Annotated in this window: 17 protein-coding genes, 7 tRNA genes, 1 rRNA gene and 1 riboswitch; of the genes, 21 read left to right on the forward strand and 4 right to left on the reverse strand. The window is 35.9% G+C overall.

Annotation, left to right across the window (positions count from 1 at the left end; all coding sequences use genetic code 11):
- The first annotated feature begins 90 nt into the window (after window positions 1–90).
- The 15 genes from ABS916_RS06250 (at window position 91) to ABS916_RS06320 (ending at window position 9318) form a co-directional block, all read left to right on the forward strand.
- Window positions 91–163: transfer RNA gene (locus ABS916_RS06250), tRNA-Thr, on the forward strand.
- 257 nt (window positions 164–420) lie between these two features.
- A complete protein-coding gene (locus tag ABS916_RS06255) occupies window positions 421–1416 on the forward strand; it encodes a zinc-dependent alcohol dehydrogenase family protein (protein WP_350451077.1) in 996 nt (331 codons plus the stop codon).
- Window positions 1417–1505: 89 nt separating this feature from the next.
- Complete coding sequence (locus ABS916_RS06260; protein WP_350451078.1) at window positions 1506–1784, forward strand: GNAT family N-acetyltransferase; 279 nt, start codon at window positions 1506–1508, stop codon at window positions 1782–1784.
- Window positions 1785–1990: 206 nt separating this feature from the next.
- A tRNA-Glu gene (locus tag ABS916_RS06265) sits at window positions 1991–2062 on the forward strand.
- 21 nt (window positions 2063–2083) lie between these two features.
- Window positions 2084–2157: transfer RNA gene (locus ABS916_RS06270), tRNA-Thr, on the forward strand.
- 40 nt (window positions 2158–2197) lie between these two features.
- A tRNA-Tyr gene (locus tag ABS916_RS06275) sits at window positions 2198–2281 on the forward strand.
- A gap of 4 nt (window positions 2282–2285) precedes the next feature.
- Window positions 2286–2357 (forward strand) — tRNA-Gln (locus tag ABS916_RS06280).
- A gap of 38 nt (window positions 2358–2395) precedes the next feature.
- Window positions 2396–2511 (forward strand): 5S ribosomal RNA (rrf, locus tag ABS916_RS06285).
- A 26-nt stretch (window positions 2512–2537) separates the two neighbouring features.
- A tRNA-Val gene (locus ABS916_RS06290) sits at window positions 2538–2613 on the forward strand.
- A gap of 1 nt (window position 2614) precedes the next feature.
- Window positions 2615–2687 (forward strand) — tRNA-Lys (locus ABS916_RS06295).
- Window positions 2688–2862: 175 nt separating this feature from the next.
- Window positions 2863–3702 carry a diadenylate cyclase CdaA gene (gene cdaA, locus ABS916_RS06300; RefSeq protein WP_350451079.1) on the forward strand — a complete coding sequence of 280 codons (840 nt, stop codon included), beginning with the start codon at window positions 2863–2865 and terminating at the stop codon, window positions 3700–3702.
- A complete protein-coding gene (locus ABS916_RS06305) occupies window positions 3702–4868 on the forward strand; it encodes a CdaR family protein (protein ID WP_350451080.1) in 1167 nt (388 codons plus the stop codon). Before cdaA ends, ABS916_RS06305 begins: the two co-directional genes overlap by 1 nt.
- A gap of 53 nt (window positions 4869–4921) precedes the next feature.
- Entirely contained in the window at window positions 4922–6280 is a 1359-nt protein-coding gene (glmM, locus tag ABS916_RS06310) for a phosphoglucosamine mutase (protein ID WP_350451081.1), read from the forward strand.
- A gap of 232 nt (window positions 6281–6512) precedes the next feature.
- Window positions 6513–7199 carry a DUF554 domain-containing protein gene (locus ABS916_RS06315; protein ID WP_350451082.1) on the forward strand — a complete coding sequence of 229 codons (687 nt, stop codon included), beginning with the start codon at window positions 6513–6515 and terminating at the stop codon, window positions 7197–7199.
- A 97-nt stretch (window positions 7200–7296) separates the two neighbouring features.
- Window positions 7297–7476, forward strand: a riboswitch (Lysine riboswitch).
- Window positions 7477–7575: 99 nt separating this feature from the next.
- Window positions 7576–9318 carry a Na+/H+ antiporter NhaC family protein gene (locus tag ABS916_RS06320; protein ID WP_350451083.1) on the forward strand — a complete coding sequence of 581 codons (1743 nt, stop codon included), beginning with the start codon at window positions 7576–7578 and terminating at the stop codon, window positions 9316–9318.
- A gap of 59 nt (window positions 9319–9377) precedes the next feature.
- Here ABS916_RS06320 and ABS916_RS06325 read toward each other — a convergent pair whose 3' ends face one another.
- A complete protein-coding gene (locus ABS916_RS06325) occupies window positions 9378–10067 on the reverse strand; it encodes a zinc metallopeptidase (RefSeq protein ID WP_350451252.1) in 690 nt (229 codons plus the stop codon).
- 237 nt (window positions 10068–10304) lie between these two features.
- Here ABS916_RS06325 and ABS916_RS06330 point away from each other — a divergent pair, with 237 nt between their 5' ends.
- From ABS916_RS06330 to ABS916_RS06340, 3 genes are all read left to right on the forward strand, one after another.
- Entirely contained in the window at window positions 10305–12977 is a 2673-nt protein-coding gene (locus tag ABS916_RS06330) for a cation-translocating P-type ATPase (protein ID WP_350451084.1), read from the forward strand.
- 202 nt (window positions 12978–13179) lie between these two features.
- Window positions 13180–14535, forward strand: a complete 1356-nt coding sequence (locus tag ABS916_RS06335) for a DUF1576 domain-containing protein (protein ID WP_350451085.1) — start codon at window positions 13180–13182, stop codon at window positions 14533–14535.
- 328 nt (window positions 14536–14863) lie between these two features.
- Window positions 14864–16255, forward strand: a complete 1392-nt coding sequence (locus tag ABS916_RS06340) for an L-cystine transporter (RefSeq protein WP_350451086.1) — start codon at window positions 14864–14866, stop codon at window positions 16253–16255.
- A gap of 62 nt (window positions 16256–16317) precedes the next feature.
- Here the strand turns inward: ABS916_RS06340 and ABS916_RS06345 are convergent, their stop codons facing one another.
- From ABS916_RS06345 to ABS916_RS06355, 3 genes are read right to left on the reverse strand one after another with little or no spacing between them, the layout of a single operon-like run.
- Window positions 16318–17544 carry an ABC transporter permease gene (locus ABS916_RS06345; protein ID WP_350451087.1) on the reverse strand — a complete coding sequence of 409 codons (1227 nt, stop codon included), beginning with the start codon at window positions 17542–17544 and terminating at the stop codon, window positions 16318–16320.
- A gap of 14 nt (window positions 17545–17558) precedes the next feature.
- The gene (locus tag ABS916_RS06350; protein WP_350451088.1) at window positions 17559–18248 is read right to left on the reverse strand and encodes an ABC transporter ATP-binding protein; all 690 of its coding nucleotides are present in this window, start codon (window positions 18246–18248) and stop codon (window positions 17559–17561) included.
- Between the two features lie 14 nt (window positions 18249–18262).
- Window positions 18263–19126, reverse strand: a complete 864-nt coding sequence (locus ABS916_RS06355) for an efflux RND transporter periplasmic adaptor subunit (RefSeq protein WP_350451089.1) — start codon at window positions 19124–19126, stop codon at window positions 18263–18265.
- A 193-nt stretch (window positions 19127–19319) separates the two neighbouring features.
- On the opposite strand from ABS916_RS06355, the gene ABS916_RS06360 reads away from it, so the two are divergent.
- Genes ABS916_RS06360 through ABS916_RS06370 form a run of 3 tightly spaced genes read left to right on the forward strand, consistent with a single transcriptional unit; the run spans window position 19320 to window position 22590 of the window.
- Window positions 19320–20054, forward strand: a complete 735-nt coding sequence (locus ABS916_RS06360) for a metallophosphoesterase (protein WP_350451253.1) — start codon at window positions 19320–19322, stop codon at window positions 20052–20054.
- Between the two features lie 39 nt (window positions 20055–20093).
- Entirely contained in the window at window positions 20094–21071 is a 978-nt protein-coding gene (locus tag ABS916_RS06365) for an ABC transporter ATP-binding protein (RefSeq protein ID WP_350451090.1), read from the forward strand.
- Between the two features lies 1 nt (window position 21072).
- Entirely contained in the window at window positions 21073–22590 is a 1518-nt protein-coding gene (locus tag ABS916_RS06370) for an ABC transporter permease/substrate-binding protein (protein ID WP_350451091.1), read from the forward strand.
- Window positions 22591–22630 lie beyond the last annotated feature (40 nt).

Genomic DNA, 22630 nt, shown 5'->3' on the forward strand with positions numbered 1-22630 from the left:
TAGCGCATGACTGTTAATCATGATGTCGTAGGTTCGAGTCCTACTTGCGGAGTTCTTTTTTTTTGCAAATAAATACTATGATTTAGTAGTGCCGCTTTAGCTCAGTCGGTAGAGCGCTTCCATGGTAAGGAAGAGGTCGCCGGTTCGAATCCGGCAAGTGGCTTCATGTAACCAATAAAAATGGAAACCCTATGAATATTGGGTTTCTTTTTTTTATTTTTCAAACGTTTCAGGGTACTTGACAGTCCCGAAGACACTTTTTAAACCATCGTGAAGTAAGTTTAGTTTGAGGCTGCGCTAAAAATGAAAACGAATTCAAATAAACTTCTCGTATTTTAGCTATCACTCTCTTTGAGTCTAAAGGATGAGACTGTTATACTTAACCCATCATAAAATGAATTTAAAGAGAGGAAGAGAAATGTGAAAGCTTTAATCCATGAAACAGGCAATGGTATAAAAGGATTAAGAATAAAAGAAATTGAATCTAAAAAAATAGATAATAAAGAAGTTCGTATTAAAGTAAAAACAGTTGGGTTGAATCACCGTGATTTGGCAACTATTAATGGGCGTGATGAAACAAGCAACCCTTTAATAATTGGATCAGATTGTGCTGGTACTATAAGTGAAATAGGTAAAGAAGTGACAATGTTTAAGGTAGGGGATGATGTCATTGTAAATCCTAGTATAGGGTGGTTAAATAACACACCAGCGCCACCAGACAACTTTCAAATATTGGGAAATCCGATGCAGGGAACATTCTCAGAAGAATTTATCATTAATGAAAATTTCGTTGCGTTAAAACCAAGTTATCTGACATGGGAAGAAGCGGGAGTTCTTTCATTAGGGGCATTAACAGCATATAGGGCTCTCTTTACAAAAGGAGAAGTAAATGATCAGCAAACGATTTTAATCCCAGGAATCGGTGGAGGAGTGGCTACCAACTTGCTTCAATTCAGTAAAGCAGTGGGCGCAAAAGTTTATGTCACGTCACGTTCGGAAGAAAAATTAAATAAAGCAAAAAAAATCGGAGCAGCTAAAGGAATAAACAGTAAAAACGATTGGGAAAAAGAATTAAATGGTGAAAAAGTGGATGTAGTAATTGAATCAGTTGGAGCAGCAACCTTTAATCAATCATTGAAACAATTAAAAAAAGGCGGGAAATTAGTTTTATTCGGTTCTTCTACAGGCGATATTGTTGACTTGAATTTGAGAGAGTTCTTTTATGGTCAATATACATTGTTGGGAACCACGATGGGAAGCAGAGAAGAATATCTGGAAATGCTTAAATTTATTGAAAGTCACTCAATTAAACCAGTTGTTGATACTACTTATGATTTTGACGATTATGAAATGGCCTTTAATAGATTAGAAGCAGCAGAGCAAATGGGGAAAATAGGAATACGTATTAATAAATAAGACGGATTTTATTTTTTGTAAGGCTTTTCTTGGTATCTAATTTAATAAGTGTTAAACTTAATGAAGTAAATAAAAAAGGAAGTGTTAGTATGGAATTTGAAAAAAATGGAAATAGTTTTTTGAGAAATGATGAATCTGGGAAAATGATTGCGGAAGTAACCTATGTTCCTTCTGGTGAGGATAAAGTGATTTTAGACCATACTTTTGTTGATCCTTCTTTGAGAGGACAAGGAATCGCTGCCCAATTGGTTGATAAAGTTGTTGAAGAGATGGAAAAAGAAGGGAAAAAAATTGTCCCACTTTGTCCATATGCAAAAGAATTATTTGATAGAAAACCTGAAAAATATAAACATATTGAAGCCGAATAGGTATTATGTTATTGAAAAATCAGTCATTTATTGGTAAAGTGATTAAGAAGTGCCATAATTCTTAATCGCTTTTTATTAATTTGATCGATTTAAGATCTGTAAGATTATAAAATGATTAAAAATACAGAAAAATGAAAGAATTGTCTTTACTTTTCTGTGAATTATTTATATAATATTTCTTGTGCTTGAATATTTTCAAACATCATGGCCCGTTGGTCAAGCGGTTAAGACACCGCCCTTTCACGGCGGTATCACGGGTTCGATTCCCGTACGGGTCATATTCTTTTTTTATTAAATTTTGCCGGCTTAGCTCAGTTGGTAGAGCATCTGAATCGTAATCAGAGTGTCGAGGGTTCAACTCCTTTAGCCGCATGCGTTTAGTTGTTCATTTAATAGAAAAGATAATTTTATATGGAGGGGTAGCGAAGTGGCTAAACGCGGCGGACTGTAAATCCGCTCCTTCGGGTTCGGCAGTTCGAATCTGCCCCCCTCCACCATTTATGGGCTATAGCCAAGCGGTAAGGCAAGGGACTTTGACTCCCTCACGCGTTGGTTCGAATCCAGCTAGCCCAGTTGCATGAATATGCAAAAAACATACGAAATGAAAATTGTGTGGTGATGATGGCAAGAAGGTCACACCTGTTCCCATGCCGAACACAGAAGTTAAGCTTCTTAGCGCCGATGGTAGTGAAGGGATTCCCTTTGTGAGAGTAGGACGTTGCCACGCAAATTCAATTAAATTTTATATCCCATGGAGGTTTAGCTCAGCTGGGAGAGCATCTGCCTTACAAGCAGAGGGTCGGCGGTTCGATCCCGTCAACCTCCACCATGAGTCATTAGCTCAGTTGGTAGAGCATCTGACTTTTAATCAGAGGGTCGCAGGTTCGAATCCTGCATGACTCATAATAGTAACTTGCAACGTTAATCGTTGCAAGTTTTTTTTGTGTTAAAAATAGGAATTGATAGTTAATTAATAACACTAGCGTCTATTAATTGGGTGGATTAATGTTATTCATAGGAAATATTATGGTATAATACACAATGGGTGACAATCAGAAACATTATCGGAGGTGCGCATATGTCTATAGATTGGTCACAATTAGTAACGTGGCGAAATTTTCTTAACGTGGTAGATATATTAGTTGTTACATTCTTTATTTATCAGTTAATAAATATTTTACGTGGGACCAGAGCTGTTCAATTGCTAAAAGGAATCGCTGTTATCATGTTAATAAAAGTAGCTAGTTTTTTTCTGGAGTTGCAAACAGTTGATTGGATCGTTGATTTAGTTATTCAATGGAGTGTTCTTGCAATGATTATTATCTTCCAACCAGAAATGCGAAGAGGATTAGAACATCTTGGTCGAGGTTCCATTTTTAATCGAGCAAAGCGAAAAGTCAATCCTGGAGAAAATTTGGTCCAACAATTAGCAAAAGCTGTTCAATATATGGCGAAAAGAAGAATTGGAGCTTTGATTTCTATTCAAATGGATACAGAGTTAGATGAATTTATTGGAACAGGAATTCCACTAGATGCTGACATATCCAGTGAATTGTTGATTAATATTTTTATTCCTAATACACCATTGCATGATGGTGCAGTCATTATTAGAGATTATAAAATAGCCTCTGCTGCGAGTTATTTGCCCTTGTCAGAAAGTACACTTATTTCTAAAGAATTAGGAACAAGGCATCGTGCAGCTATTGGTTTAAGTGAAGTAACAGATGCCATAACAATTATTGTCTCTGAAGAAACTGGCGGAGTCAGTGTCTCCTATAAAGGTGAATTATTACGAGAATTATCCAAAGAGGATTTTGAAAAATTCTTAGCTAAAAACTTAATTGTTGTTGAAAAAGAAGAAAAGAAAAATTCTTTTCAAGAAATGGTGGATAGTTTTAAAAAGGGGGCTTCTAAATAATGGAGAAACTTTACAACAATCCATGGTTTATGAAGATCGTGGCACTCGCGTTTGCTATTCTTCTTTTTACTTATGTAAACAGCAGTAATAACCGGGTTCAAACAAGCAGCGGAATTGATGGATTAAGTGCATCGACAACAGAAACGATACTTGAAGTACCAATAGTAGTTGAAATTGATCAAGATAATTATTATGTAACTGGATTTCCAGAGACTGTTTCAGTAGAAATATCAGGTCCGTCAAGTATTGTGTTAAATACAAAAACGACTAAAAATTTTGATGTAGTAGCAACTGATCTAGACAGTTTAGGGGTTGGTACTCATACTATTGAACTAGTTGCGGAAGGACTTTCACCTCAGTTGGATTATCAAATCTTGCCTGAAGAAGTGACAATAACGATTGAAGAAAAAAAAGTTGAAACCTTTAGTGTCGATGTTGAATTTGATGAGTCGTTTATTAGTGATGAATTTGAGACAGGGACACCAAAAGTCAATTATGAAACGGTTGAACTGACAGGTACAGCTTCGACAATTGATCAAGTTGCAGATGTTAAAGTAGTTGTAGATAAAGAAGAAAATGTTACAGAAGATATTGTTCAAACACTTCCAGTTATCGTTACTGATGCTGAAGGGAATGAATTAGATGTTGATTTGAATCCTAGTGAGGTAACGGTGACTATACCTGTTGATCCAGTTGCGAAGGAAGTTCCTGTAGTACTAAATCAAACAGGCACACCCAGTGCTAACTTGAGTTATGAGTTAGGTATTAGTAATCAATCAGCCACAACTGTAGCAATACAAGGCGAAAATGAGTTGGTAAAGAATTTAAGCAGTTATCCAGTAGATGTTGATATCACGGATATAACTGAAACAACGACCCAAGCGATTGATCTGCCTTTACTTGAAGGAGTAACAAGTATAGACCCTGAAAAACTTGAAGTGACGATTACTGTTACTCAAAATTCGCAGGGTAATGGACAAAGTAACAACGAAACTAGTAATGAAAGTTCAAGCTCGAGTTCAAGTTCAAGTTCGAGCGAATCTAGCTCATCAAGTGAATCAACACCAAAAGAAAATGAATCATCAGAAAGTGACACTTCTTCTGAATCATCAAGTGAATCATCAGATGAGTTATCAAGCGAATCCAGTGAAGAAGTAAGTGAATAGAAATAACAAACCTAAATGGATAAGGTTTAAACTTTGAAAAGGGGCATGTTAGAATGGGAAAATATTTTGGAACAGATGGAGTAAGAGGAGTTGCTAATTCAGAATTAACACCAGAATTAGCTTTTAAATTAGGGAGATACGGTGGGTATGTATTAACTCAGCACGCTGAAGGCGAAGAACATCCACGTGTTTTAGTCGGAAGAGATACTCGTATTTCTGGTGAAATGCTAGAGTCTGCATTAATTGCGGGTCTTTTATCTGTTGGGATTGAAGTAATGAAACTAGGCGTTATCTCTACTCCTGGAGTAGCGTATTTAACTCGTGTTCAAGGCGCTGCAGCTGGTGTAATGATTTCAGCTTCACACAATCCTGCACCTGACAACGGTATTAAATTCTTTGGATCAGATGGGTTTAAATTATCTGATGATACTGAATTAGAAATTGAAGCATTATTAGATGAAGAGAAAGATGATTTGCCTCGTCCTAGTGCAAATGGATTGGGTACGGTTGATGAGTATCCAGAAGGTGCTTTAAAATACACTCAATTCTTACAACAAACAATTCCAAATGATTTAGCGGGATTGCAGGTTTGTTTAGATGGAGCAAACGGAGCTACAAGCCCTCTTCTTAATCGACTATTTGCAGATTTAGAAACAGAGTTCGATGTGATGGCATCAACACCAAATGGATTGAATATTAATGACGGTGTTGGTTCAACTCACCCTGAAGGTTTAGCTAAATTTGTAGTTGAAAAAGAAGCTGATGCTGGATTAGCATTTGATGGTGACGGCGATAGAGTAATTGCTGTTGATGAGTTAGGAAATATCATTGATGGAGATAAAATTATGTTTATCTGTGGCAAGTATTTGCAAGAAAAAGGCCGATTGAAAAAAGATACCATTGTTTCTACTGTGATGAGCAATTTAGGGTTCCATAAAGCGATTGAAGCTAACAATATGATTGCTCTTCAAACAAAAGTTGGAGATCGTTATGTAGTAGAAGAAATGCGTAAAAATGGTTATAACTTTGGTGGAGAACAATCAGGACACATGGTGTTCCTAGATTATAATACAACTGGCGATGGAATCTTATCAGGAATTCAATTGCTGAATGTTATGAAAGAAACTGGGAAAAAACTTTCAGAGCTAGCTGCAGAAGTTCAAACCTACCCGCAAAAATTAGTGAATATTCGTGTCAGTGATAAAAATGGCGCAATGGATGTTCCAGCAATAAAAGCGATCATCGAAGAAGTCGAGAGTGAAATGAATGGAGATGGACGTATTTTGGTTCGTCCTAGTGGAACTGAACCATTGTTGCGTGTAATGGCAGAAGCTCCAACACAAGAAAAAGTAGATCTTTATGTTGACCGAATTGCTTCAGTTGTAAAACAAGAAATTGGTTTAACTGAATAAAACTGACATGTTTAATCGTTATTTCTACAAATGAAAGCAACGAACTAAAGAGCTTTAGATCCTAATGTGTAAACATTGATCTAAAGCTCTTTTTTTAGATACTTTAAAGAATTTAAACTAGAACTTATTTATGAATAAAAATCAAGAACGTTAGAGGGCATTGACCTAAAGCTAAATGGATACTATACTTATTTTTAATTAGCATTTATTAAAGTAGTAAGGGGTAGATAAAGTGATTTTGTTTGGTTCAATTATTAATGGTTTAGCGGTGGTTCTTGGCGGCAGTATTGGATTAGTATTAAAAAAAGGACTATCAAAACGGATAGGTACAGCTATTATGAACAGTTTAGCGCTTTGTGTTTTGTACATTGGATTCAGCGGAGCGTTAGCTGGGGGAAATATACTTATTACAATAGGTTCAATGGTGATTGGGGTTATTATCGGTGAAGGGATGAATTTAGATGAGAAAGTAAATAACCTAGGAAACTTAATAGAAACTAAATTTCAAACTAAAGATGATACATTGTCTATTTCTAAAGGATTCATAACAGCGAGTTTATTGGTCTGTGTCGGGGCGATGTCAATCGTAGGGGCCTTGCAAAGCGGGTTGACTGGCAATCATGAAACATTACTAGCTAAATCGCTAATTGATGGTATAGCAGCCCTAGTGTTGGCTTCCAGCTTAGGTGTAGGTGTTTTACTAGCAGGAGGTTTAGTACTGATCTATGAAGGAAGTATTTCTTTGCTAGCTAGTGTAATAGCTCCTCTATTAACAGAAAGTGTGATTAGTGAAATGACATGTGTGGGTTCTCTGTTGATAATCGGTCTAGCGTTAAATATGTTGAAGATTACAGACTTGAAAATTATGAACTATGCTCCTGCGGCATTTATTCCAATCGTTTTTGGATTGTTTTATTAATCGAACTAAACAATTGTAAAAGAATTAAATGTGTTAGTGTTGCATCATAACCACTAATATAGTATATTTAAAAGCGTAATTTAATAGCGTAATTTAATAGCAAGATAGAGGCGCGATTTTTAAGAGTACAGTTATTTTAAAGGCACAAGCGAATAACTGGAAAGGAAAAATTGCCGAAGTGTAGAGTATTGCCAAATACTTTATGCTGGGGTTAAGTATAATATGCTTAACACTGTCGTAAATTTCAGTAAGAAATTTTCGGAGGGCTATCAACAAAAGGGTTAAAGGGACATTACATATGGAACTATTCTAGCACCTTGAGTTGTATAGCGCTCAAGGTGTTTTTTTGTGCGCAAAAAAAGAGAGGGAGTTTAAAATGAAAAAGAAAGTTATAATCGGTTTATTTATCGTTGCATTTATTTTATTTTCAATTAATGGAGAGTTTCGAGAGTCTACAGGTTCTACAGTCAATTTTGGTTGGTTTTCTTTAGTACCACCAGTGGTATCCATTATTTTAGCATTTATTTCAAAAGACGTTATCATCTCATTGTTTTTGGGCGTTTTTGCTGGAGCTTTTGTCTTACATTTGGTAGATGGGTCCATTTTATATGCCTTTATTCAATCCTTTTTAAGTATCGTAGATTATTCGTTATCTTCGTTAGCTGATCCTTGGAACGCAGGAATTATTTTACAAGTATTAACAATTGGCGGATTGATCGCGTTAATGACGAAAATGGGTGGAGCTAAAGCTGTTGCAAATGCATTATCAAAAAAAGCAAAGGGACCTATCAGTGCTCAAGTCATTACTTGGATTTTAGGTATTTTACTCTTTTTCGATGATTATGCAAATTCATTAATTGTAGGACCAGTTATGCGACCAGTTACGGATGAAAAGAAAATTTCTCGTGAAAAACTATCTTTTATTGTAGATGCAACTGCTGCTCCGATTGCTGGAATTGCACTGATTTCTACTTGGGTTGGGTATGAAGTAGGATTGATCAAAGATGGCTATGAAGCTATTGGCCAAGAGGTTAATGCTTACAGTATTTTTGTTGAAACAATCCCTTATCGTTTTTATAACATTTTAATGCTGTTGTTTGTATTATGTACAGCGGTATTTTTAAAAGAATTCGGTCCTATGTTGACAGCTGAAAGAAGAGCTAGAAAATACGATCAAACAAATAAAGAAGAAATCAACCCTGTTGCTTCAAAAGAAATGGAAGAAATGGAGCCGGTTGAAGGAGTTCATTTAAGTATATGGAATGCTATTATTCCTATTGGTACCTTAATCGTGTTTGCCATAGTTGGATTTTATGTTAATGGATACAATGCTATTTTAGCTGGAGAGAATACAGCAATTATTAATTTGTTAAAAGAAAATCCTTATTCATTCACAGCTATTCAAGAAGCTTTTGGAGCATCTGATGCGAGTATTGTATTGTTCCAAGCTGCCTTGTTCGCTAGTATTGTTGCTATGTTCATGGGAGTATCTCAAAAAACGTTTACATGGGGCCAAGCAGTAGAAACTTGGATCAATGGGATGAAATCACTTATTATTACGGGAGCTATTTTATTGTTAGCATGGTCTCTAAGTGAAGTCATCACTGATTTAGGAACAGCTCAATTTTTAGTTTCACTGTTATCTGATTCAATGCCGCCGTTCTTGCTTCCATCCATTATCTTTATACTAGGTTCAATCATTTCTTTTGCAACAGGAACCTCTTATGGAACGATGGGGATTTTAATGCCATTGGCTATACCGTTAGCAGCAGCGCTGTCTTCAGATCCAGAATTTATTGTTATATCTGCAGGTGCAGTCTTAACTGGAGCAATTTTTGGCGATCACTGTTCACCAATTTCGGACACTACCATTCTCTCTTCTATGGGAGCAGGTGTGAACCATATGGATCATGTTCGCACACAATTACCTTATGCTCTTTTAGTTGGTGTGATCACTGTTTTGTTTGGTTTTATTCCAGTTGGTTTAGGAATACCAATCTGGATCGTTCTTCCAGTTTCAATGATAGTCATCATTTTATCCGTTCAAGTATTCGGTAAGTCGATTGATGAAAAAGAAAATGATCTTAAATATACTAAGAGTAAAAAGGCTTTAAATTAAAGAGTTTGATTAAATAAAAAAGAGAATCCAGTTGGATTCTCTTTTTTTGGGTTATTGCTTCAGTTGTTTCTTCTACCACCAAATAGTAATACTAATCTTAGGACTTGCAAGAAGGAAGCTATGGCAGCTGCAACATAAGTAAGTGCTGCTGCATCTAAGACTTTTTTTGCTTGTGGAACCTCAGTAGAAGTTAAAATATGCTGATCTCTTAGAATGGCAATTGCACGGTTAGAAGCGTTAAATTCAACAGGCAAAGTGACCAACTGAAAAAGAAGCGCCACAGAAAAGAAAATGATCCCAAGATTGATCAGTGTTTGGTTGTAGCCGAAAATAACACCTAATAAAATCATTGGAAAAGAAAGTTTTTGACCAAAGTTTGTTGCTGGAACTAAAGCACTTCTTATTTTTAAAGGGACATAGCTCTTTTGATCTTGGATAGCATGGCCAACTTCATGAGCTGCAACTCCAATAGCTGCTACAGATCTTGAGTGACGTGTGGCATCTGAAAGACGCAAAATATCGGTACTTGAATCGTAATGATCGGTTAAATCTCCTTTGACAGCCTCGATTTTTACATGCTGTAGTCCTGCATTATCTAAAATAAGACGAGAAACCTCGCTAGCAGTATATCCTTTTGAATTCGTTACATTGCTATATTTTTCGTACGTACTTCTGACGTAGGAACTAGCAATTCCTGATAATATGACTCCAATAATAATTAAGAAATACGTTGGATCAAAGAAAAACATCATTGTTTCCACCTTTCTACAGTTCTTTTGATTAGTATAACATAAGCCGTTAATACAAGATGTTAAGATGTTTATAATAATCTACTGAATTAAAAAAGATCAGTGAATAAAAGAATGAAATAGAAAGCACATATACTTTGCTAAAAAAAATAGTGAAAGTTATAATCAATTTTATAAAGGCAAACAAGATTTTCTTATTTCTAGTAATCACTTCAAGTTGGAGAGGATGGATGAAAGATGGAGAGAAAGCAGCAACTTAAAGAATCTTTTTTTGCTCAAAATGAAGAAACGGTTTTGAGCAAATTGGAAACAACCGAAAAAGGCCTTACGTCGAGTGAAGCTGAAAAGCGACTAGCTGAATATGGACCAAATGAACTGGATCAAGGAAAATCTAAAAGTATCGTTGTCAAATTTCTAGAGCAATTCAAAGATTTTATGATAGTAGTCTTATTGGCGGCGGCTCTTATTTCTGCTATTTTTGGTGATGTTACAGATGCAATTATTATTTTAGTTGTTGTTGTTTTAAATGCTATATTAGGAGTTTATCAAGAGGCAAAAGCAGAAGAAGCTATTGATGCTTTGAAAAAGATGTCTTCACCAGAAGCACGCGTTAAGCGAGATGGCAATGTTGTTTTATTGAAAAGCCACTTATTAGTTCCAGGAGATATTTTGTTATTAGAAGCTGGTGACGTTGTAGCAGCAGATGTAAGGTTAATTGAGGTAGCTTCAATAAAAATAGAAGAATCAGCACTAACTGGAGAATCAGAAGCAGTAGAAAAAGATATCAAGGTGATCAAAGATGAGAAAGCTGGAATTGGGGATCGAGACAATATGGCTTTCATGAACAGCAATGTTACTTATGGACGAGGAGAAGGAATCGTTGTCGGAACCGGTATGAATACAGAAGTTGGGAAAATTGCGGATATGTTAGCCAGTTCTGAAGAAACCATTACGCCGTTGCAAGAAAACTTAAATCGTTTAGGGAAATACTTAACCATTGCGATTTTAATTGTTGCTGTCGTTATGTTTGGAGTAGGCATGTACAATGGACGTGAATGGTTAGAGATGTTGCTAACGTCGATTTCGTTAGCTGTAGCTGCGATACCTGAAGGCCTGCCAGCAATTGTAACCATTATTTTAGCCTTAGGAACTCAAAAAATGGCAAAACGCAAAGCTTTGATCCGAAATTTACCAGCAGTTGAGACATTAGGTAGTACAGATATTATTTGTACAGATAAAACGGGAACACTAACCATGAATAAAATGACGATTGAAAAAGTTTATGTCAATGAAGCAATTCAAACAGTTGGAGACGAGATTGATCTACGTACCCCACTTGTTCGAGTGATGACATATAGTAACGATACGCAAATCGCAAATGATGGAACTTTAGTTGGTGATCCAACCGAAACAGCAATGGTTCAATACGCTATTGATAAAGGGATGAACGTTAAAGAAGAGTTGGTTAAAGAACCACGAGTTGCTGAAGTTCCGTTTGAGTCAGATCGTAAATTAATGTCTACCATTCATCAGTTGCCAGATGGGAAATTCTTTATTGGAACAAAAGGAGCACCAGACGAACTGCTGAAAAGGTGTACAAAGATAGATAATAACGGAGAAATAACAGTGCTAAACGAAAAAACTAAGAATGTGCTGTTAGATATAAATCACGATTTAGCAACTCAAGCTTTAAGGGTGCTAGCGATGGCTTATAAAATTGTGGATCAAATGCCAACGAATTTAAACACACAGGAAGTTGAACAAGAACTCATTTTTGCTGGACTGACTGGAATGATTGATCCAGAAAGGGCAGAAGCTAAGGATGCTGTTAGAGTAGCAAGAGAAGCAGGAATCCGTCCTGTAATGATCACCGGAGATCATAGAGATACTGCAGAAGCGATTGCACGTCGTTTGGGTATTTTAAAGGAAGATCAACAAGGGGGTATATTGACGGGCGCTGAGTTAGATCAAATAGACGATACTGATTTTGCAACTAGAGTAAAAGATTATTCTGTATATGCCAGAGTATCGCCTGAACATAAAGTACGAATTGTTAAAGCTTGGCAAAAAGCAGGGAAGATAGTGGCTATGACAGGTGATGGCGTTAATGATGCACCGGCGCTTAAAACAGCTGATATCGGAATTGGAATGGGAATTACCGGTACAGAAGTTTCAAAAGGTGCAAGTGACATGGTTTTAGCAGATGATAATTTTTCAACTATTGTCGTTTCGGTAGAAGAAGGACGTAAGGTGTTCTCAAACATTCAAAAAGCGATTCAATTTTTACTATCGGCTAACTTGGGAGAAGTCCTTACGTTATTTATTGCTACATTACTAGGATGGAGTATCTTAGCTCCTGTTCATATTTTATGGATCAATCTTGTGACTGATACATTTCCAGCCATTGCATTAGGTTTAGAGCCTGCGGAAGCGGATGCGATGAAAAAACCACCAAGAGGAAGAAAAGCAACGTTCTTTTCAAATGGTGTTTTACCCAGCTTGATTTACCAAGGAATTTTTGAAGGTGGAATTACTTTATTTGTTTATTGGTGGGCAACGCATTACCCAGCACATCCCAATGATCTTGACTTGATTCATGCAGATGCGTTAACCATGGCATTCGCTACTTTAGGGTTGCTTCAATTGTTCCATGCATTTAATGTTAAATCAATTGAAAAATCGTTATTTACGGTTGGTTTTTTCAAAAATAAAACATTCAACTTGGCTATTTTAGTATCAGCAGCATTGTTAAGTGTAGTCATTTTGATCCCAGGCTTAAATGATGCGTTCAGTGTATCATCATTGAACGTTAATCAATGGCTGTTAGTTTTAGGAGCAGCTTTTTCAATTATTCCTTTAGTAGAAATAGTGAAATTCTTTATACGGAAGGTTGCTAATAATAAAAAGTAACGAACGATCATCAGTTGGACATTTTTGAAAGCATCCCTGAAGGCTGAGGGATGCTTTTTCTATATATTTGCTACTATTAAAAAAAATAAATTGTACTGAATAAAAAGTCGTGTTATTATTTTTTTAAATAGCAAGTACTCGCTTTATATGAAAATGAATTTTAAAGTCTAAATAGTTTAGTACGGAAATGAGGGTTATGCGTATGAAAAAAGTAAGGGTCTTACCTTTACAGGATGAAAATCCAATAGTAATGGAAAGAATAAAATACAGTATTGCTTTTTTATTCGCTCTTACACTAGTCGGACTAGCGCTAAATTTCAACACACTTGAAGAAATTTGGTATGGAAGTCTTAAAATTCTTATTTCTCCAGCTAATTTAGTAACGGACTATTTTAAACTCGCAAATGTTGGTGCTGCACTTATTAATGCAGCATTGATGATCATAAAAAGTTTGTTCATTATCCGTTCAACGAAAGTGTCGCTATCTGGTCCATTATTTGCTGCCATTTTTACGATAGCAGGATTTTCTCTATTTGGTAAAAATTTGTTTAATTCTATTCCGATTATTTTAGGTGTAGTATTGTATGCTAAACTGACCCGTACACCATTTAAAAATTATTTGTTATCTGCTTTATACGGGACTGCTTTAGGGCCATTAGTGAGTGAGGTAGCATTTAATAGCGGATTTTCATTTTTTACAGGAATTTTTTTAGGTTGTGTAGCAGGAGCCATAGTGGGTCTGATTTTACCTCCTCTATCACGTCATTTTGCTAGTTTTCACAAAGGGTTTAGTCTTTACAATATTGGATTTACGGCTGGAATTATTGGTATGGCTTTTATTGCATTTTTTAGAGCCTACGGAATAGAAGTGGATACGGTTCATTTAGTATCAAGTGGTTATAACCAACCTTTATCCATTTACCTTTATAGTCTATTTATTTTGTTATTCAGCCTCGGATTTTATTTTAATGGTGGTTCGTTTTCCGGATACGGTAGTTTTTTGAAAGAAGATGGAAAAGGCGGATCAGATTTTATAGAGCGCTATGGTTTAGGATTGACTTTAATAAATATGTCTTTGCTAGGTTTTCTGACCACTACGTTGGTATTAGTTGTCAGAGGAGAATTAAATGGACCAGTTATTGGAGGAATATTTACCGTAGTTGGTTTTGGAGCTTTTGGAAAACATGTGAAAAATGTTTTTCCTATTCTTTTAGGAGTATTGCTCGGAGGTTGGTTAACATCAACTGAATTAACAAGTACTAGTTTTTTACTTACCGCATTATTCGGAACAACTTTAGCACCTGTTAGCGGGCACTACGGAGTAATCGCAGGAGTTTTAGCAGGCAGTTTGCATATGGTTATTGTAACAAATATAAGTTATTTACATGCGGGTATGAACCTTTATAATAATGGATTTTCAGGAGGCTTTACAGCGGCTATAATCGTCCCTTTACTAGAAGTCGTTTTCTTCCATAAAAATAACCGGGAAAATACAGAACTGACAAAGCCTATAATTAATACTAAACCTGTTAAAGACATCGAAAAGACCAAGCAATAATTTAGAGAATACAATGTAAGTAAGTGAATGAAACGCTTCAAACTAATGAATCATTATTAGTTTGAAGCGTTTTATTTTGATAGTTTTTTTGTTTTTCTTCAAGATGAAATCATAGAGCATCAAGGACTTTTTAGCGTTATTTTTCTGAATATTAATTTTCACTTGATTTCCTTACAAAAGTAAAGTAAAATTTATAGGTCACTGAAAATGTAAGGAAATTCCTCATTTTTAGGGTAGTTACTTTGGACGGGGCTACTTGAGACCTTTAATCTTATGATGGATCTGTTTTCTTGAGTTTATTAAGGAAGCAAAAAAGGGAGGATTTATTATGACAAATCTTTATATAGGTATTGTATTGGTATTATTTATTGCTGTACTTATTGGATTCTGGCAATTACAAAAAAAACACATAAAATTTTCAACACGTGTTTTTATTGCTTTAGGATCAGGTGTTTTATTTGGAGCTATTTTACAAGTGATCTTTGGCTCTGGTAGTGAAGTAACAAACCAATCGATCGAATGGATCGATATTGTTGGATCTGGTTACGTTAAATTCCTACAAATGTTGATCATGCCATTGATTTTTGTATCCATTGTAGGAGCTTTTACAAAAATTGAAGGGTCTAAAAACCTTGGTAAAATCAGTTTTAACGTATTAGCAACATTACTTGCTACAACAGCAGTAGCTGCCTTAATAGGTATAGCTAGTGTAATGGTGTTTAATTTAGACGGAGCAGAATTTAGTCAAGGTACTGCTGAAACTGCACGTATTGCAGAATTAAGTGAAAGAGAAGCACAAGTAGCAGATTTAAGTATTCCTGAACAGATTTTAGAGTTTATCCCTGTTAATTTCTTTGCGGATCTATCTAATTCTCGTTCTACAAGTACGATTGCTGTTGTCATTTTTTCAGCTTTTGTCGGTGTAGCTTACTTAGGTGTTAATAAAAAAGATCCAGAAGCTGGCGCATTTTTCGCCAAGTTAATTAAAAGTTTGTATGCTATTGTCATGCGTATTGTTACGCTAGTATTGCGTTTAACGCCTTATGGAATTTTTGCATTGATGACTAAAGCATTAGCGACAAGTGATTTTAATGCATTGCTTAACCTAGGTGTATTTGTAATTGCTTCATATGCAGCAATTATTGTTATGTTCATCATTCACATGATTATTTTGATGGGTTTAAAAGTCAACCCAATTCAATACTTGAAAAAGACTTTTACAGTATTAAGTTTTGCATTTACTGCACGTTCTAGTGCGGGAGCATTACCATTAAATATTGAAACACAAACAAAAGCATTAGGCGTGGATGAAGCTTCTGCGAATTTCTCTGGAACGTTCGGCTTATCTATCGGTCAAAATGGTTGTGCAGGTATTTATCCAGCAATGTTGGCAGCTATTGTAGCACCAGCTGCCGGTATAGACGTTTTTAGTCCAGCGTATATTCTTACAATCATGGCTGTTGTTACAATAAGTTCTTTTGGTGTTGCTGGTGTAGGTGGCGGAGCAACATTTGCTGCGTTAATTGTATTAGGATCATTAAATTTACCTGTAGCAATTGTCGGATTAGTTATTTCCGTAGAGCCTCTTATTGACATGGGTCGTACTATGTTAAATGTAAATGACAGTATGATTGCTGGTATTGTTTCGTCTAAACGATTAAAAACTTTTGATGAAGCGATTTTCAATGATGACTCTGCAGTTGTAAAGTCTGATATCTAAAATTTAGAACAAACCAAAAAGCATCCAAGAATCCTCTTGGGTGCTTTTTGGTTCATATAAAATTATTCATATCTTAAGGCTTCTATTGGATCTAGCTTTGCTGCTTTTCGAGCAGGATAGATACCGAAGAAGATTCCAACAGCTGTAGAGAAAAGGAGTACTAAAAGAACAGAACCTAAAGTGATGTTAGGTACAATATTTAAGGCGTTGGAAATACCATTTGCAAGAAGTATACCTAAAACAAGCCCAATGATTCCACCAATCAAAGTTAAGATGACGGCTTCCATTAAGAATTGGAAAAGAATCGTATTGGTTGTAGCACCTAAAGCTTTTCTTGTTCCGATTTCACGTGTGCGTTCGGTCACGGATACCAGCATAATATTCATAACACCGATTCCGCCTACTAATAAAGCAATGGCTGCGACGGCGGCTATAAAGTTAACAAATAACCCTAATACAGAGTCAACTTGATCTAAAGCTTGTAAAAAATTAGTTGCTGTATAGTAATCATCACCTACAGAGTCATGTCTGGTTTCTAATAAACGTACCATACGATTAGAGACAGATTCTATTGCATCCTTATCCGTTACTTGAACCGTTAAATTATTGATAACAGCTACAGCAGGATTTAGTTTTTCCATGGTTGTAAGAGGAAGAGCTAAGGATAAAGGCATTTGACTTAGATCAAATGAACCTTGTAATTCTTGAAAAGTTCCTTCAACGATTCCAATAATTTTTAAGTTCAACACGTTGCCTGTATTTCCAATCAGCTGGATTGTTTCACCAATAACATCTTGGCGTCCATTGAATAAAGCCGTAGCGGTATCTTCGCTGATTACAACGACTCCTTTTGCATCATCATAATCATTTTGATTGAAATACCGACCAGCAACAATAGTGCTTTCCATTGACTGGTTTGTGTATTGTAAATCTGGGGTGCCACTAAAGGCTAAAGCTGAGCGGTTTTCAAAATCAGACCTTACAGTGGTATTCGCAGTATTGTCTGGAGAGATACGTGTGATTTCTGGAATGGAACTTTTTAGAGCTTCAATATCTGCATCTGTAATGGTTGCATCAAAAGATGCTTCATCGCTGACAGACAACGAAATAGTGGATGCGCCAAAATCATTAAATGTTTTGGTGATCTCTGAAGTTGCACCATTTCCTACAGCTAAGATAGCGATAACAGCAGCGATTCCTATAATAATACCTAACATCGTTAAAATAGAGCGCAATTTATTTGAAAAAATACTATCAACGGCCATTTTAAAATTTTCACGAATATTCATGCCTAAATTCCTTTCTACATTAATTTTTGCTGCTGTAGCTGATCGTTTACTAATGCGCCGTCTCTAAATGTAACAATTCGTTTAGTGTACAACGCTACTTCAGGTTCATGAGTGACCATCACGATAGTTGTTCCTTCAGCGTTCAACTCTTGAAAAATACGCATGATATCAACAGTCGTTTTAGAATCAAGATTTCCAGTGGGTTCATCCGCCATCAAAACAGAAGGCTCATTTACGATTGCTCGAGCAATCGCAACACGTTGTTTTTGACCACCAGAAATTTCGTTGGGTTTATGCTTGACGCGGTTACTTAAACCAACTCGTTCTAAAGCAGCTAAAGCACGTTCTTTTCTTTCTTTTGGCTTTACACCAGCATAAACTAAAGGCAGCGCAACATTTTCTAAAATGGACATCCTAGGCATTAAATTAAATGATTGAAAGACAAAACCAATTTCTTTGTTCCGAACCTTTGCACTTTCATTGTCGTTTAAATCGCTAACATTTTGTCCATTCAGTATATAAGTACCTAAATCAAAACGGTCTAATAATCCTAGTATGTTCATTAAAGTCGATTTGCCAGATCCACTAGGACCCATTATTGCAGTAAACTCACCAGACATTATTTCCAGGGAAATAGTGTCTAAAGCTACCAAAGTTTCAGAACCAGTTGTATAGGTCTTAAGGATATCTTTAACCTGAATCATAGCAGAACTCCTTTCTAGTCGATGGTCACTTTGGTACCATCTTGAAGCGTATCATCTGGTGATAACACAATGGTCTGATCTAAAGTCAATCCATCTTTTACTTCCACATGAGTAGTGGATTGAATACCTGTTTCTATTGTTGTAGTAGTGGCTTGTCCATTTTCTACAACGTAAACATAGGGTTTATTGTCTTCATCGTACATTAAAGATTCTACGGGAATGACCAAAACATTCTCTGCAGTATTGGTTATAATATCAACATCAATATCGAACCCTATAAATAAATTCTTTGGTGGTGTGTCAAAGGAAATAATGGATTTTAAAGTAGCAGCAGATGTACCCGTTTGATTGGTTACAGTAGTGGCGATAGGATCAATCTGAGAGACCGTTCCATTAAATACATCTTCTCCAGAAGTCAAAAGTGCAACTTGACCTTCTTTAATAAGTGGAGCATCTGATTTGCTGAGCTCAACCACAACTTGTAAATCAGCCAAATTAGCCAGTGAAATAGCTGGTTCACCACTTTGACTGCTAAGATCAACTTGGTTGTCCCGTGCATTGACGGATGTAACGGTTCCGTTGAATTCAGCCGTTTGATTTGTTCCATCGCTATATGAAATGAGGACATCACCCTCCTCAACAGCATCTCCAACACTTACAGAGACCTCTTGGACCATACCTTGGCCAAAGACAGATTGAGTTTGAGCAGATTCAATTAATCCAGTTGTGTTTAATCGTTCTTCAATTGTTTCTTGTGTTACTTTTGCTGTTTGTACCTGTATCGTTTCTTCTGTAGTATTGGATTCTGTAACACTGTAAATGATAAATGCTAAGACCGTGATTGACGCAACTATTCCAAGTCCTTTTTTCCAATTCATAGCCAGATGTCATCTCCTTCATAGTGTAATTTGTATTGATCATCTCTTGTTCATTTATAAGGATTATTATAAGGATTATTATTTTTATAGTCTAGACTAATGGCTTATATAGAAAAAGAGGGTAAATCATTATTTTATAAAAATAATCCGACAACTGTTATAATAATGAAAAGACCTAATGAGGTGTTGGATGATGAAAAGAGAACTGTTTGCAATTGGAGATGTTCACGGTCAAATTACACTGTTCAAACAAATGCTAACAAACTGGAATGAAGAAACGCAGCAGTTGCTTTTGATTGGTGATTTAGGAGATCGCGGAGAAAATCCAAAAGAATGTTTCTTATTAGCACAGTCACTCGTAGAAAAGAAAGCCGCCATTTACTTAAAAGGAAATCATGAAGACATGTTATTAGCTTTTTTGAAACATCCTGAACAGAACTATGATTTGTATTGTTTGAACGGTGGGATGAAAACACTTGAAACTTTCTTGCATCCGGGGTTAGATGCGGAGTATTCGCCTACAGAAATCGTGATGTTTTTAACGAGTCGATACCCTACCTTGCAACCATTCCTTGAGTCATTGCCTCTTTATTATGAATGGGGACATTTTTTATTTGTTCATGCAGGTGTTGACTTATCAAAGCATGATTGGCATCAAACATCTAGTGAAGATTATGTCTGGATTCGAGATGCGTTTCATGAAATGAAAAATACTACCGGAAAAATCATTGTATTTGGCCATACGATTACACCATTTTTATATGGAGATAATCAAACAACGGATTTATGGATAAAAGATAACAAAATTGGGATAGATGGAGGTGCAGTATACGGAGGTGCGCTTCATGGAGTACTATTTAATGAAAATGAGTTAATTAGAGACATTAAACTAGACAATAAGGGCTATGTTTGGGATGGATTGACATAACTCTAGACTAAACAAAATGGGGTTTAAAGGAGAGAGAAGATGATACTTTTTGAAAATGTTTCTAAAGAATATGAAAAAGGTAAACCAGTTGTATCAAATATCAATTTAGAAATAAAAGATGGGGAATTTTTTGTGTTTATTGGACCCAGCGGCAGCGGGAAAACAACGACATTAAAAATGATCAATCGATTGATTTCATTAACGTCAGGTTTTATTCGCATTGATGGTAAACCAATCAGTGATTATAATTTGCAAGAGTTGCGTTGGAATATTGGGTACGTATTGCAACAAATCGCTCTATTTCCAAATATGACGGTTGAAGAAAATATTACGATTGTACCAGAAATGAAAAAATGGTCTAAAGATGATATGAAAAATAGAGTGACAGAGCTTCTTGAAAGTGTCGGTCTAGAACCAGAAGCATATCGAAATCGTAAAACCTCGGAACTTTCAGGAGGAGAACAGCAAAGAATCGGTGTGATTAGAGCTTTAGCAGCTAACCCTGATATTATTCTAATGGATGAACCGTTTAGTGCTTTAGATCCTATCAGTAAACGTAATCTACAAAAAGATGTAGCTAAGTTGCAAAAAAAGTTGAACAAGACAATTGTTTTTGTAACGCATGATATGCAAGAAGCGTTAGCTTTGGGAGACCGCATTTGTTTAATGAATAATGGGAAAATAGAACAAATAGGAACGCCAGATGAAATTCAAAAACACCCAAAAAATGATTTTGTTCGAAACTTCTTACAAATGGGCATTAGTGAGTTGAAAGAGACGCCAACAATTCAACAACTTATAGAAACAGGACAACTAGAACTCAGTGAAATTGAAGATAGTGAGTCTTATCTAACTTCTGAAGATACGATTGATGCATTGGTTGTCGTTTTAGCTAAAGAAGAATTTGTAGTCATTAAAGAAAGTAACGGCCAAAAAATAGGAAAAATCACAAAACAGCAATTGCTGAATTATTTGGCACATGAAATTCAACGTGAACAAGAAAGTGTGGTGGTATAGAGTGAATGAATTTATTGCTACATTTCAAGAACGTAAAGGTGATTTATTAACAGCTTTGATTGAACATATGCAACTATCATTTATCTCACTATTTATAGCAGTAATCATCGCTGTTCCACTAGCGATTTACTTAACTAAACATAAAAAGTTAGCAACTGTTATGCTTCAAATAACGTCTATTTTTCAAACCATACCGTCTCTTGCTCTTTTAGGATTGATGATTCCTTTAGTAGGAATAGGATCTGTACCAGCTATTATAGCGTTGGTTCTGTATGCTTTGTTGCCTATTCTAAGAAATGCCTACACTGGAATAATGGAAGTAGATCCGTCGTTAAATGAAGCAGCAGATGCGATGGGAATGAATCAGTGGAGGAAACTTACTAAAGTGCAGATTCCGCTTGCTATGCCGATCATTATGGCAGGAATTCGCAACGCAATGGTGTTGATCATTGGGACTGGAACAATTGCGGCTTTAATTGGAGCCGGTGGATTAGGTAGCCTTATTTTATTAGGAATCGATCGCGGAAATAATTATTTGATTTTATTAGGAGCAATTCCAGCAGCATTGTTAGCAATTTTCTTTGATTATCTATTAAGCATATTTGAAAAAATTTCGTTTAAGAAAACGGTGATTACATTAGGAATACTCAGCGTTATTATTTTGGGCTTACTGATTGCACCATTTTTAATAAAAGACAAAGAAGAACTGGTTATTGCCGGGAAATTAGGCGCAGAACCTGAAATTATTATGAATATGTATAAATACTTGATTGAAGACGAAACAGATGTGGCTGTCACATTAGAGCCGAATATGGGGAAAACCACTTTTGTGTTCAATGCATTAGAATCAGGAGATATTGATATTTACACAGAATATACAGGAACAATTCTGGCAACATTTTTAAACGAAGAATTGACTTCAACAAATGAACAAGATGTTTACCAACAAGCTAGAGAGGGTTTAGCAGATCAGTATAATATGTCCTTATTGGAACCTATGGCATTTAATAATACGTATACGCTTGCGGTTACTTCAGAACTAGCAGAAGAATACCAGCTTGAAACCATTTCAGATTTGATTCCGATAGCAGATGAAATTAAAGCGGGCTTTACTTTAGAATTTTCTGATCGTCAAGATGGATACCTTGGGATCCAAGATTTATATGGACTAACTTTTGGTGATGTCCAAACAATGGAACCAAAACTTCGCTATTCAGCTATTGAAACTGGGGACATTAATTTAGTAGATGCGTATTCAACAGACAGCGAACTTGCTCAATATGATCTAGTTGTTTTGGAAGACGATCGTGGATTATTTCCACCTTACCAAGGAGCTCCGTTACTATTGAACGAAACGCTAGAGGAATTTCCGGAAATTGAAGATAGTTTAAATCAATTATCTGGAAAAATTACGGATGCTGAAATGCGAGAAATGAATTATGCTGTAAATGTAACTGGAGCTAGTGCAAGTGATGTTGCGCTAAAATTTTTAACTGAAAAAGGCCTGTTAAAAGACTAATAATGTTTTATACAAATAAGAAGAGAAACATAAAATAGTT

Origin of the sequence: Carnobacterium sp. (genome assembly GCF_040274945.1) — a bacterium.
Taxonomy (GTDB): domain Bacteria; phylum Bacillota; class Bacilli; order Lactobacillales; family Carnobacteriaceae; genus Carnobacterium_B.

Coding starts and splice junctions, on each gene's coding strand:
- ABS916_RS06260 (WP_350451078.1), top strand. CDS start 1,506: ATGGAATTTGAAAAAAATGGAAATAGTTTTTTGAGAAATGATGAATCT.
- cdaA (WP_350451079.1), top strand. CDS start 2,863: ATGTCTATAGATTGGTCACAATTAGTAACGTGGCGAAATTTTCTTAAC.
- ABS916_RS06305 (WP_350451080.1), top strand. CDS start 3,702: ATGGAGAAACTTTACAACAATCCATGGTTTATGAAGATCGTGGCACTC.
- glmM (WP_350451081.1), top strand. CDS start 4,922: ATGGGAAAATATTTTGGAACAGATGGAGTAAGAGGAGTTGCTAATTCA.
- ABS916_RS06320 (WP_350451083.1), top strand. CDS start 7,576: ATGAAAAAGAAAGTTATAATCGGTTTATTTATCGTTGCATTTATTTTA.
- ABS916_RS06325 (WP_350451252.1), bottom strand. CDS start 10,067: ATGTTTTTCTTTGATCCAACGTATTTCTTAATTATTATTGGAGTCATA.
- ABS916_RS06330 (WP_350451084.1), top strand. CDS start 10,305: ATGGAGAGAAAGCAGCAACTTAAAGAATCTTTTTTTGCTCAAAATGAA.
- ABS916_RS06335 (WP_350451085.1), top strand. CDS start 13,180: ATGAAAAAAGTAAGGGTCTTACCTTTACAGGATGAAAATCCAATAGTA.
- ABS916_RS06340 (WP_350451086.1), top strand. CDS start 14,864: ATGACAAATCTTTATATAGGTATTGTATTGGTATTATTTATTGCTGTA.
- ABS916_RS06345 (WP_350451087.1), bottom strand. CDS start 17,544: ATGAATATTCGTGAAAATTTTAAAATGGCCGTTGATAGTATTTTTTCA.
- ABS916_RS06350 (WP_350451088.1), bottom strand. CDS start 18,248: ATGATTCAGGTTAAAGATATCCTTAAGACCTATACAACTGGTTCTGAA.
- ABS916_RS06355 (WP_350451089.1), bottom strand. CDS start 19,126: ATGAATTGGAAAAAAGGACTTGGAATAGTTGCGTCAATCACGGTCTTA.
- ABS916_RS06360 (WP_350451253.1), top strand. CDS start 19,320: ATGAAAAGAGAACTGTTTGCAATTGGAGATGTTCACGGTCAAATTACA.
- ABS916_RS06365 (WP_350451090.1), top strand. CDS start 20,094: ATGATACTTTTTGAAAATGTTTCTAAAGAATATGAAAAAGGTAAACCA.